This is a genomic window from Homoserinibacter sp. GY 40078, assembly GCF_008017545.1.
In the GTDB taxonomy this organism is placed as follows: domain Bacteria; phylum Actinomycetota; class Actinomycetes; order Actinomycetales; family Microbacteriaceae; genus Homoserinibacter.
The window spans coordinates 1680271-1695874 of record NZ_VRTZ01000001.1 but is presented as its reverse complement, the minus strand read 5'-3'; the positions used below and the strand labels follow the sequence as shown (position 1 = coordinate 1695874).

Here is a 15604-nt window from a genome sequence, read left to right as displayed (position 1 = left end):
ACGGGGCGCTGCCGCCCCGCGAGCGGATGGAGACCCCCATGGCAGTCACGAGCGAAGCGACCACCCTCTGGTTCGGCGACCTGATGAGCGGATCCGGGACGACCTCCCTCGATTCCTCGGATGCCGCAGAGTTCCCCGTCAACTGGACCGCGCGGTCCGAGGGCGAGCTGGGGAAGACGAACCCCGAAGAGCTGCTGGGCGCGGCGCACTCCGCCTGCTACTCGATGGCGTTCTCGCACGCGCTCGCGCAGGCCGGGCACGCACCCGAGAGCCTGCAGGTCACGGCCGCCGTGACCTTCCAGCCGGGTGAGGGCATCACGGGAAGTCACCTGCTCGTGAGCGCCAAGGTGCCGGGCATCTCGGAGGCGGACTTCGAGCGGCTCGCGGAAGACGCGAAGCAGAATTGCCCCGTGTCGAAGGCGCTGGCCGGAATCCCGATCACCCTCGAGGCGAGCCTGGCCTGAGCGCAGCGCGGCGGAGTTCTCCGGGGCGGGCTCAGCGGGCCTGGCGCTCCCGCGCGATCGCCTCGCGCGTCGCCCACCGGGCACGTCGACGGTCGCCCGCCGCGTCGTAGGCGAGGGCCAACCGGAACCACCCTCTCCAGTCGTCCGGCGCGGCGTCCACCGCCGCCCGGAACGCCGGGAACGCGGCATCCGCAGCTCCGCGATCCACGCGCCCGCTCACGCGGGCGGGCAGCTCCTCATCGGGGAGCCCGCCCTCGGCCTCGAGGGTTCGCGCGAGGCGCTCGGCGCGGATGCCGAAGACGATCTCGGCTGCGATGAACGCGCCTCCGATGAGCGGGAGCACGAGGAGCGCCACACCGATGCCGATGGCCACGGGCACACCGGTCGAGAACAGGACGACGGCGTAGTAGACCGCGAAGACGAGGTAGAGGCCGAGCACGACCGCCATCGCGATCGCGCCCGCCCGAGCGGTCACGAGTCGAGCCCGAGCAGGGCGTCGAGCCCCACGACGAGACCCCGCGCGGACGGCAACGCGCGGAGAGCGAGCAGGATCCCCGCCTCGTAGGAGCTGTCGGAGACGGTCTGGTGCGTGATCCGGAGCGTCTCGCCCTCGCCGCCGAAGATCACCTGCTGCTCGGCGAGCACGCCATCCATCCGGAGGCTGTGCACGGGCACGCTCGCGACCTGCTGGCCACGTGCGCGCTGGTCGGCGTGAGGGGCCTCGACCGGTCCGCGATCGTCGCGGGCGGCCGCGATGAGCTCCGCGGTGCGGATGGCGGTACCGGACGGCGAGTCCGACTTGCCGGCGTGGTGGGCTTCGATGATCTCGATCGAGTCGAACCACTTCGCGGCGATCGTCGCGAGCCGAGTACCGATCACCGAGCCGAGCGAGAAGTTCGGCACGACGATCACGCCCGTCTGCGGATCGTCGCCGAGGCGCGACCGCACGCGTGCGAGGCGCTCGGAGGTCCACCCGGAGGTTCCGACGAGCACCGGAATACCTCGTGACACCGCTGCTTCGACGACCTCCGGCGAGACGGCGGGCAGCGTGAGGTCGATCACCAGGTCGGCGCCGTCGATGCCCTCGATCGCGTCGGACGACCCGAGCCGCGCATGGACCTCGAAGTCGTCGCTTGCCTCGATGAGACGGGTTGCGAGGGTGCCCATCCTTCCCGTCGCGCCCACGACGGCGACCGAAAACGCCATGCCGTCCACCCTACCTAGGCTGGGCGCGTGGACCCCGTCTTCCGTTCCTCGAACGTCGCCGACGACGACGCACACGAGCTGCTCAGCGAGTACTTCACCGAGCGCACGCTCGGCTTCGACCCGACGGCGGGCGGCTACCGCACGGTGCTTCCCGACCCGGCGAACTTCGTGCCGCCGGCAGGGCTGTTCCTGGTGGTCCTCGACGAGCACGAGGATCCGGTCGGATGTGGCGGCATCCGCATGCTCGACCCCCGTCGCGCGGAAGTGAAGCACCTGTACCTGCGCGACGCCGCACGCGGCCGCGGCTGGGGACGCCTGCTGCTGGCCGAGCTCGAGCAGCGCGCGATCGAGTTCGGGGCGACGGAGGTGGTGCTCGACACGAACGCGAGCCTCACGGTCGCAGGCGCTCTCTACCGCCGTTCGGGGTACACAGAGATCGCCCCCTACAACGAGAACCCGAACGCGACCCTCTGGTTCTGCAAGGTGCTCACGGCCGAGTAGCAGGCCATGCCCGACTCAGTACGGCTGCTCGACCGCGAGGCCCGTGCGCAGCTCGGGCGGCAGGTGACCCAGATCGTTATGGGTCACCAGCACGGCAGGCTTCGCCGAACGCACCCGGATGATCGTGAGCCCGCAGTTCGCCTGGTTGACGCCGAGCCATCGCCAGCTGGCGGCGCCGAAGACCTCGCGCACGAACCACCCGATCACGAAGTTGTGGGTGATGAGCAGGTCGTGGCGATCTTCGCGGGTCGGCGCGAGCCAATCGGCCACCGCATCCGCCATCTGAGCCTCGCCCGCCTCGATCTCTTCCGGCGTCACCGAGCCGAAGAACGGCTCCCACGCGTGGGGCAGGTCGGGCGTCGGGCCGGAGGGGATGCAGTCCATGAGCAGCGCCGAGGGCTCGGGCTCGATGGCGGGCATGCGCTCGGTCATGATGCGGGCGGTCTCCTGGGCACGCTGCAGCGGAGAGGTCCACGCTCCCGTGAACGGCACGCCGCCCAGCCGCTCCGCGATCGCCTTCGCCTGCCGGACGCCACGGGACGACAGGGGGCCGTCCGGGAGGCCGTATTCGGCGTCCTGCTGCTCGCCGTGGCGGACCAGGTACAGGTATCGAGACATACGTCTGCTCCTCAGGCCGCGGCCGGCTCGCCCTCGAGCCCCGCGAAATCTGCATCGGTGATCGGTCCGACAGCTGCGACCGACAGCGGCCGCGCGCTCAGCTCGGCGGCGAGCTCGCGCACCGCATCCGCGGTGACGCCGTCGATGCGGCGCAGCGTCTCGTCGAGGTCGGCGAACTCGCCGAGGGTCAGCTCGCTGCGGCCCAGACGGTTCATCCGGGTGTCGGAGTCCTCGAGCGCCAAGGCGGACGCGCCCGCGAGCTGACCGCGTGCACGGAACAGCTCGTGGTCCTCGATTCCCGACTCGGCCACGCGGCGGAACTCCGCAAGCATCAACTCGGCGACATCCGCCGCTCGCCGGGGCGAGCAGCCCGCGTAGAGACCCATGACCCCCGCGTCCGAGTAGCTCGACGCGAACGAGTACACGGAGTACGCGAGCCCGCGACGCTCGCGCACCTCCTGGAAGAGGCGCGAGCTCATTCCGCCCCCGAGGACGGAGTTGAGCACCGTGAGCGCGGGGCGCCGGCCGTCGGCCGCCGCAAGACCCGCGACGCCGAGGTAGAGGTTCACCTGTTCGAGCGGCCGCTCGACGACCGCACGCGCGGCGCCGCGCTCGATGAGATCGACCGACGGATCGCGGCGCGCGACAGGGGCCGCAGGCTCGTTGAGATTCCAGCCGGCCGCACGGAGCGCATCAGTCGCCACGGCGACGAGCGCGTCGTGCTCGACCGACCCGGCGACCGTGATCACGAGATCGCGCGGCCCGTAATTGGCGCGGTAGTGCTGCCAGACGGCGTCACGCGTCACCGCGCCGATCGATGCGGGACTGCCCCCGATCGGGCGCCCGAGCGGATGATCGCCGAACACAGCCTCGAACAGCCGCTCCCCCGCGACATCCGCCGGGTCGTCGTCGGCCATCGCCAACTCTTCGAGGATCACGCCCCGCTCGCTCTCGAAGTCCTCCGGGTCGAGCAGGGAACTCGCGAACATATCCGCGAGAACGCGCACCGCCATGTCGAGATCGCGGTCGCGGACCTTCGCGTAGTAGCAGGTGTGCTCCTTCGCGGTCAGCGCGTTGTGCTCGCCACCGACCTCGTCGAAGGAGACCGCGATGTCGAGCGCGGAGCGGGCGGAGGTCCCCTTGAACAGCAGATGCTCGAGGAAGTGCGTGGAACCGTAGGTGACGGGCTCTTCGTCGCGAGATCCGACCGCCACCCAGAAGCCAACGGTGGCGCTCTGCGAGCCGGGAACCTGCTCCGTGAGGATGCGCACGCCGCTCGGCAGAACCGTGCGCCGGACGAGGGATCCGCCGGAGGCCTCGATCCGAAGATCGGGAAGGTCGAGGGGGAGCTGCACCGCGCCGTTCATGTCGCCACGAGCCTACGTCATCCCCCTCGGCGCCAGAGCCCCCCCGGACTGGGGCGACAAATGGAGGACAAACAGACAAGTCTGTCTGTCCTCATCGTGTTACCGTGATCCAGCGGAACGCGAACGGACCCGAACCGGTCGGCTATTCCCAGCCGGGGCGCCCTCCCCGGGCCGCCAAGCGCGGCGGCTGAACCGCGAGACCCGAACTCGCACCGCGCTGCGACCGCCTGCCCCCCGAGGCGGTCGCAGCACGCCAGCCCCCATACCCACGATGACCTGAGGAGCCCCCGGTGCCGATCGACCTCGTCAATCCCCCGAAGAGGCACACACTCGCCCCCGCCAAGCAGCGCATCCTCGACACTGCGAACCAGCTCTTCTACGACGAGGGCATCCGCGCTGTCGGGATCGACCGGCTCATCGCGCAGTCGCGCGTGACGAAGGCGACCTTCTACAAGCACTACGGATCCAAGGACCGACTGATCGCGGAGTACGTCGCGTACCGCCACCTGCAGGTCGCCGAGCAGATCGACGCGATCGCGCAGTCGACCGACGACCCGTCGGTCCTGCTGCGCGGGATCGCCGAGGTACACGCACGGATGGTGACCGCACCCGGATTCCGCGGCTGCCCCTTCCTCAACGCCGCGACCGAGTTCACCGAGGCGACCCACCCGGTGCGCCGGGCGGTCACCGCGCACCGCGAATGGCTCCACGGCCTCCTCGAGACGCTGCTGCGCCGCATGGGCCACCCGCTCGCGGGCGACGCGGCGGACGACCTCGTCCTCGCCCAGGACGGCGCGATGGCGGGCGGCTATACGAGCGACCCGATCGCCGCGAACGCGGCGCTCATGCGGGCCTACGACCGCATCGTGACGGGTAGCGTCGCGCAGCCCGCCTGATCCTGACGGGCCCGGCGGACGCCGCGCGGCTCAGCTCGCGCTCGTGCGCTCCAGCTCGGCCAGCTGATGACGGGCGAATCGCAACTCCGGCGCGGCCATGAGATCGAAGAGCTGGTCCGCGGAACTCACCGACACGACCGGCGCGACGACCCCGGGCCGCGACAGCAGCCACGCGAGCGCGACCGTCGCCTGCGCGACGTGCTGAGCGGCCGCTACCCGATCGAGGGCCTGCAGTACGCGACGACCACGGCGCCCCACATGCGGGGCGATGTATTCGGCGGCCGAGCTCTCGGCGATCGATGCCCGGGTGCGATACGCGCCCGTGAGGAATCCGCCGGCGAGCGGGAACCGCGGCATGACCGCGAGCCCCTGCTGCCCCGCGACGCGCGCGAGGTCGCGTTCGAAGTCGCGCTTCATGAGGCTGTACTCGTTCTGCAGGGCCGTCATCGGGGCGACGCCGAGCAGCGCACACGCGATGCGGGCGGCGAGCAGCCGGGTGCCCGTGTGATCCGACATACCGAAGGTGCGCACCTTGCCCGAGCGGATCAGGTCGTCGACCGCGAGCAGCGTCTCCTCGAACGGAACGGACTCGTCGTCGATGTGCAGGTAGAGCAGATCGATGCGGTCGGTGCGCAGGCGCCGCAGCGAGTCATCGACGGCAGAGGCGATCGCCGACGCCGACAGCCCGGGATGAGCCGCGGACTTGCCGACCTTGGTGGCGACCACCATGTGGTCGCGGTTGCCGCGACGATGCATCCACTCGCCGATGATCTGCTCGCTACGGCCATCGGAGTACGAATCGGCGGTGTCGACCATGTTGCCGCCGAGAGCGGTGTAGGCGTCGAGGATCTCGCCCGCGCCGGTCTCTGAGACCGTCGAGCCGAAGCGTTTGCCGCTCATCGCGAGCGGAAAGACCTGGAAGCCCGTCCCCGTGATCTCGCGCCGCGCCGGCGCGGCGCGGCCGACGATCGTCGCCGTCTCGAGAGTCGTCGGGGCAACGGGCACGGCTGCGGACGACGGCGGAACGATCCGTGTCTCCATAGCAGCACCTCCCCGGGTGGGAGCGACATTAACGCCCCAGACGGCGAATGGGCCGCAAGGTGAGGACTCTCGCGGCGAATCGTCACCTATTCGTGATCCCGACGTGCACCGAACGCACGGATGCCCGCCCCGCGCATGGCGGGACGGGCATCCGTCGAATGTGGGATCAGCCCTCGGCGGGAGCCTCGGGACCCTCGCTGTGAGCGGCGGAGCCGTCGGTGTCGGCCGACTCCTCCTCGACCACCGGGGCGAGCGACAGCTTGCCGCGGTCGTCCATCTTGGTGATCTCGACCATGATCTTCTGGCCCACCGAGAGGACGTCCTCGACGTTCTCGACGCGCTTGCCACCGGCGAGCTTGCGCACCTCGCTGATGTGCAGGAGGCCGTCCTTACCGGGGAGCAGCGACACGAAGGCGCCGAACGTGGCGATCTTCACGACCGTTCCGAGGAAGCGCTCGCCGACCTCCGGGTTGACCGGGTTGCCGATCGCGAGCACCTGCGCGCGAGCCGCCTCGGCCGAGGGGCCGTCGACCGCGCCGATGTAGACGGTGCCGTCCTCCTCGATCGAGATGTCGGCGCCGGTCTCGTCCTGGATCGCGTTGATCGTCTTGCCCTTGGGGCCGATCAGCTCGCCGATCTTGTCGACCGGGATGTTGACCGAGATCACGCGCGGCGCGGTCGGGGCCATCTCGTCCGGTCCGTCGATCGCCTGGTTGATGACCGCCAGGATCGCCGTGCGGGCGTCCTTCGCCTGCGACAGCGCGCCCGCGAGGACATCCGAGGGGATGCCGTCGAGCTTGGTGTCGAGCTGAATCGCGGTCACGAACTCGGAGGTGCCGGCGACCTTGAAGTCCATGTCGCCGAGCGCATCTTCGGCACCGAGGATGTCGGTGAGCGCCGCATAGCGGGTCTCGCCGTTCACGGTGTCGGACACGAGGCCCATCGCGATGCCCGCGACGGGCGCCTTGAGCGGCACACCCGCGTTCAGCAGCGACAGGGTCGATGCGCAGACGGAGCCCATCGAGGTGGAGCCGTTCGAGCCGAGGGCCTCGGAGACCTGACGGATCGCGTACGGGAACTCCTCGCGGCTCGGCAGCACCGGCACGAGGGCGCGCTCGGCGAGGAAGCCGTGCCCGATCTCGCGACGCTTCGGCGAACCCACGCGGCCGGTCTCACCGGTCGAGTAGGGCGGGAAGTTGTAGTGGTGCAGGTAGCGCTTCTTGGTGACGGGCGACAGCGAGTCGATCTGCTGCTCCATCTTCAGCATGTTGAGCGTCGTGACGCCGAGGATCTGCGTCTCGCCGCGCTGGAAGATGGCCGAGCCATGCACGCGCGGGATCACCTGGACCTCCGCGTCGAGGGCGCGGATGTCGGTGAGGCCACGGCCGTCGATGCGCACGCCCTCCGTGAGGATGCGACCGCGCACGATCTTCTTGGTCACCGACTTGTAGGCGGCCGACACCATGCCGGCGGCCTCCGCCGGAAGCTCGCCCGCGGCGATCTTCTCGCCGATGGCGAGCTTCACGCGGTCCTTGAGGGCGTCGTCGGCGTTCTGGCGCTCGATCTTGTCGGCGATCTGGTAGATGCCGCGCAGCTCGTCGGTCGCGAGACCGGAGACCGCGTCGAAGACCTCGGGGCTGTAGTCGAGGAAGATCGGGTAGTCCTTGATCTCCTTCGCGGACTGCGCCGCGAGCTTCTCCTGAGCCTTCACGAGCTGCGAGATGAACGGCTTCGCCGCCTCGAGCCCCTCGGCGACGATCGCCTCGTTCGGCTTCACGGCGCCGCCCTGGATGAGCTCCCAGCTGTGCTCCGTGGCCTCGGCCTCGACCATCATGATCGCGACGTCTTCGGAACCGTCAGCGTTCGTGACCACGCGACCCGCGACCACGAGGTCGAAGACCGCGTCGGCGAGCTGCGAGTGCTTCGGGAACGCGACCCACTGGCCGCCGGCCTCACCCGGGTTCGGGATGAGCGCGAGGCGCACACCGGCGATCGGGCCCGAGAACGGGAGACCCGAGATCTGGGTGGAGGCGCTCGCCGCGTTGATCGCGAGGGCGTCGTAGAACTCGTCCGGCGCGATGGAGAGCACCGTGATGACGACCTGCACCTCGTTGCGGATGCCGTCGGCGAACGACGGGCGCAGCGGCCGGTCGATGAGACGGCAGACGAGGATCGCCTCGGTCGAGGGACGGCCCTCACGACGGAAGAACGAGCCGGGGATCTTGCCCGCGGCGTACGAGCGCTCCTCGACGTCGACGGTCAGGGGGAAGAAGTCGAAGCCCTCACGGGGGTTCTTCGAGACGCTCGTGGCGGAGAGGAGCATGGTGTCCTCGTCGAGGTAGGCCGCGACGGCCCCCTGTGCCTGCTGAGCGAGACGGCCGGTCTCGAACCGGATGGTACGGGTGCCGTACTTGCCGTTGTCGAGAACGGCTTCGGCGAACTTGATCTCGGGACCTTCCACGAGGTCACCACTCCTTAGCTGCCGCGGATCGCGGCGGGGCGGAGCAGGAGCGGGCAGGAAGGACGGGGCGCACGCTAGGCGCGCGCCGGCCGCCTGGCTCTGGTCAACAGTAGAAGGACTCCGACCCTGGTTCGGAGGACCACCACCGGTGACCAGCTTCGTGCCGGCCTGCTCCGGTTCGTTCCGGTGCGCTTGCGCGCATCGGAGGCCGCCGGGTCGGCGACCGGTTCACATGGTATCAGCAGCCCCTCAGCGGAGCGAGGGAGGCGGGCCGCGGCGCGGCGCGGCTCAGCGCTCGACGATGCGCGTGCGCGTGCTCGTCGCGGGAAGAATCGGCACGAGTTCGTCGTGCTTGGCGACCCGCCCATCGCCTGCCGTGCGACCGCGGATGCGACGCGCCGCCCACGGCCGCACGTGGGTCCACAGCCAGCGCGCGTGCGACAGCGGCTCGTCGTCGGCGCCCGGCTCCTCGTCGTGCATCGCCGCGTCGAGCTGGGCCAGCTGGGCCGCACCGACGAGACCGAGGGCCTCCGCGGCGAGATATGAGAGGGCGCGATGCCCGCGGGAGCTGAGGTGCACGCGGTCGCCCGCCCACATCCGCGGATCGGCGAGGTCGAGCTCGTTCCCCGGGTCGATGAAGAGCGCTCCACTCTCACGCGAGCGACGGCGCAGTTCGCGCGAGAAGACGAGCGTGCGGTCGTGCAGAGCGCGCAGGTAGCCGCGCGGCGGGGCGAACGGCGCCACGACGAGCACCTCGGTTCCCGCCTCGCGCAGCCGCTCCACGCCGTCCGCGAGCTGCTGGGCGAGTCTCGTGGTCGGGGCGCCGATGCGGACGAGGTCATTCGCGCCGATGAGGACGGTGACGAGATCCGCGCCGAGCTCGAGCGCTCGCGGCAGCTGCACGTCGCAGACATCCGCCACGCGACGGCTGCGCACGGCGAGGTTGCCGTAGCGCAGCGGCTCGGTGCGACCCTCGGAGTGGGCGAGCAGCAGGGCGAGGCGATCCGTCCATCCGCGGTACTCCCCCGGCGCCTGCCGGGACGTGTCGCACAGCCCCTCGGTGAGAGAGTCGCCGAGGGCGGCGAAGCGCACCACGCGACGGGCGAGAGGCTCGGCGGGAGCGGCGGGAGCCATCCGATCGACGGCAGTTACAGACGGCTCGGACGCGGATGCGCCCGCAGCGATCGCCGCGCGGTAGTGCCCGAGCAGCTCGTCGCCGAGCGCCGCCCAGCTGCGCCCCATCACCGACTCCCGTGCGGCCGTGGAGAACGCGCGGCGCTTCGCCGCGTCGCCCGTGAGGTCCTGTACCCGAGACCGCAGGTCGGCCAGGTCGCCGGGACGGTAGAGCCATCCGTTCCGCCCGCTGGACACGAGGTCGCGCGGCCCTCCGCGTCCCGTCGCGACGACCGGTACGCCGCTCGCGAGACCCTCCTGCACCGTCTGGCAGAAGGTCTCGGACTCGCCCGGGTGGACCAGGACGTCGAGGCTCGCCACGGCGACCGCGAGCTCGTCGCCCGAGAGGAAGCCGAGGAAGGCGGCACCCGGGAGCATGCGCTCGAGCCGTTCGCGCTCCGGGCCCTCGCCGATCACCACGAGGCGGGTGCCCGGGATGCCGGTGAGTGCCGCGAGGTCCTCCACCTGCTTCTCGGGCGCGAGACGCCCCACGTATCCGACGAGCACCTCTCCGCCGGGCGCGAGCTCCGCGCGACGTCGCGCGCTGCGTCGCGCCGGGTCGAACCGCTCGGCGTCGACGCCCCGTGCCCACCGGCGCACCCGGGGAACCCCGAGCACCGCGAGGTCGTCGCACGCGGCCGTCGAGGGGGCGAGGGTCAGCGTCGCCCGCGAGTGCAGCCGCGCCACATGGCGCCCGAGCTCCGCCTCGGCGCCCGGGATGCCATAGCGGCGCGCGTAGCCGGGGATGTCGGTCTGGTAGATCGCGACCGTGGGGATGCCGAGGCGGCGGGCGGCCTGAAGCGCCTGCCAACCCAGCACGAACGGCGAGGCGAGATGAACGACGTCGGGCGCGAAGTCGCGCAGCAGGGTGACGAGCCGGGAGGTGCTGCCGACGACGATGCGCACCTGCGGGTACCCCGGGAACGGCACCGAGCGCAGCAGCGCCAGATCCGCGTCCACGTCGGGACGCTCTCGGCCGGAGCGCGGCGCGATCACGAGCGTCTCGTGTCCGGCGCGTTCGAGATGCCGGATCACCTGGAGCAGGGAGTGGGTGACCCCGTTCATGTGCGGGAGGAAGGACTCGGCGATCAGCGCGACTCTCACGGGCCCAGGATCGGGCGTCGAACCGCCTTCGCGCCGGTTCCACGCACCCTTGTCGACGAGGATTCATCTGCACGTCGCGAGGCGGACACCGACGGCTCGCCGCGACGTCATCCGGTCGCCCGAACGACGCCGCGCGTTCACCCCCGCGGCGTATAAGAGACGGATGGACGCGTGGCTCGAGGCGGTCGCCGCGTCGCCCTGGCTCCTGCTCGCGCTGTTTGCGCTCGTCGTCGGCGACGCATTCCTCGTGGTGCTGCCGAGCGAGACGCTCGTGGTGGCAGCGGGGGCGCTCGCCGCATCGAGCGGCAGCCCGTCACCGTGGCTCGTGATCCCGATCGCGGCCGTCGGGGCCGTCGTGGGTGACGCCGCGTGCGTCGGGATCGGACGCGCGGTCGGCACCGACCGATGGGCCTGGCAACGCCGGGGACGCATCGCATCCGGGATCGCGCGCGCCCGGGCGCTCGTCGACCGCCGCACCGCGACGCTCGTGCTCACCGCGCGCTACATCCCGTTCGCGCGGATCGCAGTCAACCTCTCGGTGGGGGCCGCACGGATCCCGTGGCGGAGGTTCCTGCCGCTCTCGGCCCTGGCAGGAACCGCGTGGGCCTCCTACAACGTGGCGATCGGAGCGCTCTTCGGGGCCGTGCTCGCGACGCCGTGGATCGCGATCGTCGTGTCGGTGCCGATCGCCGTGCTCGTCGGGGCGAGCGTCGACCTCGCCTTGCGACGCGTGGCGCGCGTCAGAGATTGAGCACGGCGCGGGCGGCATCGGCGAGCGCGTCGCCGTAGTGCGGGCCGTGACCCGCCGCGTGCACCGCGAGCGGATGCAGCTGATGAAGAGGAACGCGCTCCCGCCAGCCGTCGTCGAGCGGATGCGCCTCGTCGTATCCGAAGACGACCTCGTCGAGATACGGGCAACCGAACAGCGCCAGCATCGCCAGATCGGTCTCGCGGTGTCCGCCGTGCGCTGCGGGATCGATCACCACCACTCCCCCGATCCCCCACAGCACGTTGCCGTTCCACAGATCGCCGTGGAGTCGCGCGGGCGCATCGTCGTCGTCGAAGTCGCCCCCGGCGATCCGCTCGCACGCCTGTCGGACGAGGTCGGCATCCGCGTCGCGCAGGAAGCCCGCCGCGAGCGCCGGCTGCACATACGGCAACACGCGATCGCGGGCGTAGAACTCGCCCCAGCTCGCGGTCGTGGACCCCATCGGGAGCTCGCGCCGGCCGATGTACAGCGGGCCGTCCCACCCGTCGGGCGGGGCGCCCCATCCGCGGGCACCCGCGCCGTGGGTTGCGGCGAGGGCGCGGCCGAACGCCCGCGCTGCGTCGCGATTCGGCCCGGTCTCGCGGATCCGCTCGATCACGATGCGCCCCGACTCGACCTCGATCACGCGCGCCGCACGGACACCGCCCTGCACCTCGGCCGCGGCGAGCCATCCGAGCCCGGCGGCCTCCGCCTCGAAGAAGCCCGGCGGCGCGTCGGCGCGGTGCTTCACGACATCGGTCACGCCGTCTTCTCCGTCGACGCCCCGTCGCGCCAGCTCGACGGACCCGAGGAGCCTACAGCGTACTCGTCGAGCGGCACCTTCCCCGCGGCCCACGCCTGACGCACAGGCTCGACGATGCGCCAGCACTGCTCGGCCGCGTCCCCACGCACCGAGAGCGCCGGCTCATGGTCGAGGATCGAGGCGATCACCTCGGCGTAGGCGCGCTGGGTGCCGAGCCCCAGATCTGCATCGAGGGTCGCGCGATGGAGCGCAAACGGGTCATCACCGCCGTTGACGTTGATTCCGATCGAGAGCCGGTCGGGGCCGAGCGAGAACCTCAGCACCGATCCGGGTGCCTCTCCCGTGAACCCTCCCGGCAGGTGCCGAACGGGGCGCAGTCGGAGCACCACCTCCATCGCCGCGTCGCCGAGGGCCTTGCCCGAGCGGAGGGTGAACGGCACGCCCGCCCAGCGCGCGGTCTGCACCTCGAACGTGATCTCGGCGAGCGTCTCCGTCTGCCGTGCGGGGTCGACGCCCTCCTCGTCCACGTACGAGGGAAGCGTGCGGCCATCCACATCGCCCGCGGTGTACCGGGCGCGATGCGAGTTGGCCACCGGGTCGCCATCGCGCACGCGGGTCGCGCGCAAGACGGCGGAGGTGGCGTCGCGGAGATCGGCCTCGTCGAGGCTCGCGGGGGGCTCCATCGCCACGATCGCGAGCACCTGCAGCAGGTGGCTCTGGATCATGTCGACCATCGCCCCGGCGTGGTCGTAGTAACCGGCACGCCCTTCGAGACCGAGCGACTCGTCGAAGCGGATCGCGACCGATTCGACATCCGATGCCGACCACACCGGCTCGAACAGGCGGTTCGCGGTGCGCACGCCGATCACGTTGAGCACGGTCGAGCGCCCCAGGAAGTGATCCACCCGGAAGACGCTCTCCTCGGGGAGGAGCTCGTGGAGCACCGCGTTGAGGTGCTCGGCGCTCCCCTCGTCGGTGCCGAACGGCTTCTCGAGCGCGAGCACGGTGTCGTCCGGCAGGTCGGAGCTCTCGATCGCGGCACACGCGGACGCGGCGACCGCAGGCGGAACGGCGAAGTAGAGCACGAGGCGACCGGAGCCGGCCGCGCCCACGATCTGTCGCATCCCCTCCGCCGTCGTCGCATCGGCGGTGACGTAGTCGCCGAAGTCGACCCGCTCGAGGGCCGCCTCGGCGCCCGCCGTCGCGAATGCCTGGTGCACCCTCGTGCGCCAGTGCTCGTCGTCGAGACCCGAGGATCCGGCCCCGACGAGCCGCACCCGCCTGTGGGGGTCGTCGAGCAGCAGCTGACCGAGTGCCGGCAGCAGAAGTCGAGAGGTGAGATCGCCTGATGCCCCGATGATCACGAGGGTGGTCCGCTCGTTCATCTTCGCGACCCTACTCCCGGTCTCCAGCGCGAGCCTGAGCCGCTCTCAGCCGGGACTGACACAATCGACGGATGGCGGCACCGATCGAGGACTACGCCCTGCTCAGCGACGCGCGCACGGCCGCGCTCGTCTCGCGCGACGGATCGATCGACTGGCTCTGCCTCCCCCGATTCGACTCACCGTCGGTGTTCGGCGCCCTGCTCGGCGACGGCGACCACGGCAGCTGGGAGCTGCGCCCGAGCGATCCGGACGCGCGCGCGACCCGGCATTACGACGACGGGACGTTCACGCTCGTCACGCGATGGGAGACGGCCGCGGGCGTCGCCGAGGTGCATGAGCTGCTCGTCATCGACGACGACGAGTCGCGAACGGTCGGCCGCACCGACCTCGTGCGACGAGTGCGGGGCGTCGAGGGGTCGGTCGAGTTCGCGCAGAGCCTTCGCCTGCGATTCGACTACGCACGGGCTGTGCCCTGGGTACGCCAGCGCCGCGAGGGGCAGACCCACGAGCTCGTCGCGATCGCCGGGCCCGACGCCGTGATCCTCCGGGGAGCCCGTCTCGAGGCGTCCGACCATGTGCACGTCGGCACCTTGCGGGTCGATGAGGGCGACACGGCCGATCTCGTGCTCACGTGGCACCGCTCCTCGGAGCCCACGCCCGAGGCGCTCGACATCGATGAGGCGATCGCGCATACCTCGCGCTGGTGGCGCCGCTGGTCCGACCGCATCGACGCCCCGACTCCCCACCACCGCGAGGTCATCCGCTCGCTCCTCGTGCTGCGCGCGCTGTCGCACCGTGACACGGGCGGAATCGTCGCCGCCGCGACGACCTCGCTGCCGGAGGCGTTCGGCGGGGTGCGCAACTGGGACTACCGCTACGTGTGGCTGCGCGACGCGGCGCTCACCCTCGAAGCGTTCATCGCCCACGGGTTCCTCGGCATCGCCGAGCACTGGCGCACATGGCTGTTGCGTGCCATCGCGGGCGACCCCGCGCAGATGCAGATCATGTACGGCATCGCGGGCGAACGCGACCTGTGGGAGCGCGAGATCACCTCGCTGCCGGGGTACGACGGCGCCTCCCCCGTGCGGATCGGCAACGACGCGGCGAGCCAGTACCAGGCGGATGTGATCGGCGAAGTGCTGGTCGCCCTCGACTTCGCCCGCGAATCGGGTCTCGCCGAGTCGGAGTTCTCCTGGCCGTTGCAGCGGGCGCTGCTGGACCAGGTGGTCGAGCGTCTCGACCAACCTGACCACGGCATCTGGGAGATCCGGGGCGAGCCGCGGATGTTCACCCACTCCCGCGCGATGATCTGGGCCGCGTTCGACCGCGGCGTGCGGGCCGTGCGCGAGCACGGCATGGACGGACCGGCGGAGCGCTGGGAAGGATTCCGCGAGCGGATGCGGGCCGAGATCGACGCGCACGGCGTCGCCGACGCCGGTCACTTCCGGCAGAGCTACGACGACGACGAGGTCGACGCCTCGCTGCTCGTGCTGACGACGATCGGATTCTGCGAACCGGACGATCCGCGGATGCTCGCCACCGTCGCGCGCATCGAGGAGACCCTCATGCGCGATGGCCTCGTGCACCGCTATCGGACGAGCTCGGGCGTCGACGGCCTGCCGGGCGACGAGCATCCGTTCATCGCGTGCTCGTTCTGGCTCGTCGAGCAATACGCCGCGACGGGACGCCTCGAGGACGCGCACGCGCTCATGGATCGAGCGTGCGGTCTCGCCAACGATGTGGGGCTGCTGTCGGAGGAATACGACACCGCCCGGGAGCGGCACGCGGGGAACACGCCGCAGGCGCTGTCTCACCTGGCGCTCGTCCGCGCGGCCGACGCGCTGGCGGCGGCCTCCCCCGGCAGCTGAGAGCGGCCG

General features: G+C 71.1%; 14 protein-coding genes. 5 read left to right on the top strand and 9 right to left on the bottom strand.

Going from position 1 to position 15604, the window contains the following annotated elements; genetic code table 11:
* Positions 1-38: 38 nt before the first annotated feature.
* Complete coding sequence (locus tag FVQ89_RS08180) at positions 39-464, top strand: OsmC family protein (RefSeq protein WP_147901324.1); 426 nt, start codon at positions 39-41, stop codon at positions 462-464.
* 31 nt (positions 465-495) lie between these two features.
* Here FVQ89_RS08180 and FVQ89_RS08175 read toward each other — a convergent pair whose 3' ends face one another.
* Both FVQ89_RS08175 and dapB read right to left on the bottom strand, forming a co-directional pair.
* Positions 496-939, bottom strand: coding sequence for a hypothetical protein (locus tag FVQ89_RS08175; RefSeq protein ID WP_255513483.1), 444 nt, complete (start codon positions 937-939; stop codon positions 496-498).
* Entirely contained in the window at positions 936-1670 is a 735-nt protein-coding gene (gene dapB / locus FVQ89_RS08170; RefSeq protein WP_147901323.1) for a 4-hydroxy-tetrahydrodipicolinate reductase, read from the bottom strand. Before dapB ends, FVQ89_RS08175 begins: the two co-directional genes overlap by 4 nt.
* Positions 1671-1697: 27 nt before the next feature.
* Here dapB and FVQ89_RS08165 point away from each other — a divergent pair, with 27 nt between their 5' ends.
* Entirely contained in the window at positions 1698-2171 is a 474-nt protein-coding gene (locus FVQ89_RS08165; RefSeq protein ID WP_147901322.1) for a GNAT family N-acetyltransferase, read from the top strand.
* Positions 2172-2186: 15 nt separating this feature from the next.
* On the opposite strand, the gene FVQ89_RS08160 is transcribed toward FVQ89_RS08165, so the two are convergent.
* Both FVQ89_RS08160 and FVQ89_RS08155 read right to left on the bottom strand, forming a co-directional pair.
* Positions 2187-2789, bottom strand: a complete 603-nt coding sequence (locus FVQ89_RS08160; protein ID WP_147901321.1) for a histidine phosphatase family protein — start codon at positions 2787-2789, stop codon at positions 2187-2189.
* 11 nt (positions 2790-2800) lie between these two features.
* Positions 2801-4156 carry a pitrilysin family protein gene (locus FVQ89_RS08155; RefSeq protein ID WP_147901320.1) on the bottom strand — a complete coding sequence of 452 codons (1356 nt, stop codon included), beginning with the start codon at positions 4154-4156 and terminating at the stop codon, positions 2801-2803.
* 290 nt (positions 4157-4446) lie between these two features.
* Between FVQ89_RS08155 and FVQ89_RS08150 the strand changes: the two genes are divergently transcribed.
* On the top strand, positions 4447-5052 hold the full coding sequence (locus tag FVQ89_RS08150) for a TetR/AcrR family transcriptional regulator (protein ID WP_255513482.1): 606 nt from the start codon (positions 4447-4449) through the stop codon (positions 5050-5052).
* Between the two features lie 30 nt (positions 5053-5082).
* Here FVQ89_RS08150 and FVQ89_RS08145 read toward each other — a convergent pair whose 3' ends face one another.
* The 3 genes from FVQ89_RS08145 to FVQ89_RS08135 all read right to left on the bottom strand — a co-directional run bounded on the left by FVQ89_RS08145 (position 5083) and on the right by FVQ89_RS08135 (position 10831).
* Positions 5083-6093, bottom strand: coding sequence for an aldo/keto reductase (locus tag FVQ89_RS08145; RefSeq protein ID WP_147901319.1), 1011 nt, complete (start codon positions 6091-6093; stop codon positions 5083-5085).
* 166 nt (positions 6094-6259) lie between these two features.
* Positions 6260-8554 carry a polyribonucleotide nucleotidyltransferase gene (locus tag FVQ89_RS08140; protein WP_147901318.1) on the bottom strand — a complete coding sequence of 765 codons (2295 nt, stop codon included), beginning with the start codon at positions 8552-8554 and terminating at the stop codon, positions 6260-6262.
* A 288-nt stretch (positions 8555-8842) separates the two neighbouring features.
* Entirely contained in the window at positions 8843-10831 is a 1989-nt protein-coding gene (locus tag FVQ89_RS08135; RefSeq protein WP_147901317.1) for a glycosyltransferase, read from the bottom strand.
* Between the two features lie 163 nt (positions 10832-10994).
* Between FVQ89_RS08135 and FVQ89_RS08130 the strand changes: the two genes are divergently transcribed.
* Positions 10995-11582, top strand: coding sequence for a DedA family protein (locus FVQ89_RS08130; RefSeq protein WP_147901316.1), 588 nt, complete (start codon positions 10995-10997; stop codon positions 11580-11582).
* Here FVQ89_RS08130 and FVQ89_RS08125 read toward each other — a convergent pair.
* Together FVQ89_RS08125 and FVQ89_RS08120 are read right to left on the bottom strand one after the other, a co-directional pair.
* Positions 11572-12342, bottom strand: a complete 771-nt coding sequence (locus tag FVQ89_RS08125) for a fructosamine kinase family protein (protein WP_147901315.1) — start codon at positions 12340-12342, stop codon at positions 11572-11574. The two genes, FVQ89_RS08130 and FVQ89_RS08125, sit on opposite strands and share 11 nt — an antisense overlap.
* The gene (locus FVQ89_RS08120) at positions 12339-13727 is read right to left on the bottom strand and encodes a glucose-6-phosphate dehydrogenase (protein WP_147901314.1); all 1389 of its coding nucleotides are present in this window, start codon (positions 13725-13727) and stop codon (positions 12339-12341) included. Before FVQ89_RS08120 ends, FVQ89_RS08125 begins: the two co-directional genes overlap by 4 nt.
* 71 nt (positions 13728-13798) lie before the next feature.
* Between FVQ89_RS08120 and FVQ89_RS08115 the strand changes: the two genes are divergently transcribed.
* Positions 13799-15595, top strand: a complete 1797-nt coding sequence (locus tag FVQ89_RS08115; RefSeq protein ID WP_147901313.1) for a glycoside hydrolase family 15 protein — start codon at positions 13799-13801, stop codon at positions 15593-15595.
* The last annotated feature ends 9 nt before the right edge of the window (positions 15596-15604 follow it).

What these genes read in the sequence shown, in the direction of transcription:
- FVQ89_RS08180 (WP_147901324.1), top strand. Translation starts at nt 39, where the DNA reads ATGGCAGTCACGAGCGAAGCGACCACCCTCTGGTTCGGCGACCTGATG.
- dapB (WP_147901323.1), bottom strand. Translation starts at nt 1,670, where the DNA reads ATGGCGTTTTCGGTCGCCGTCGTGGGCGCGACGGGAAGGATGGGCACC.
- FVQ89_RS08160 (WP_147901321.1), bottom strand. Translation starts at nt 2,789, where the DNA reads ATGTCTCGATACCTGTACCTGGTCCGCCACGGCGAGCAGCAGGACGCC.
- FVQ89_RS08155 (WP_147901320.1), bottom strand. Translation starts at nt 4,156, where the DNA reads ATGAACGGCGCGGTGCAGCTCCCCCTCGACCTTCCCGATCTTCGGATC.
- FVQ89_RS08145 (WP_147901319.1), bottom strand. Translation starts at nt 6,093, where the DNA reads ATGGAGACACGGATCGTTCCGCCGTCGTCCGCAGCCGTGCCCGTTGCC.
- FVQ89_RS08130 (WP_147901316.1), top strand. Translation starts at nt 10,995, where the DNA reads ATGGACGCGTGGCTCGAGGCGGTCGCCGCGTCGCCCTGGCTCCTGCTC.
- FVQ89_RS08120 (WP_147901314.1), bottom strand. Translation starts at nt 13,727, where the DNA reads ATGAACGAGCGGACCACCCTCGTGATCATCGGGGCATCAGGCGATCTC.
- FVQ89_RS08115 (WP_147901313.1), top strand. Translation starts at nt 13,799, where the DNA reads ATGGCGGCACCGATCGAGGACTACGCCCTGCTCAGCGACGCGCGCACG.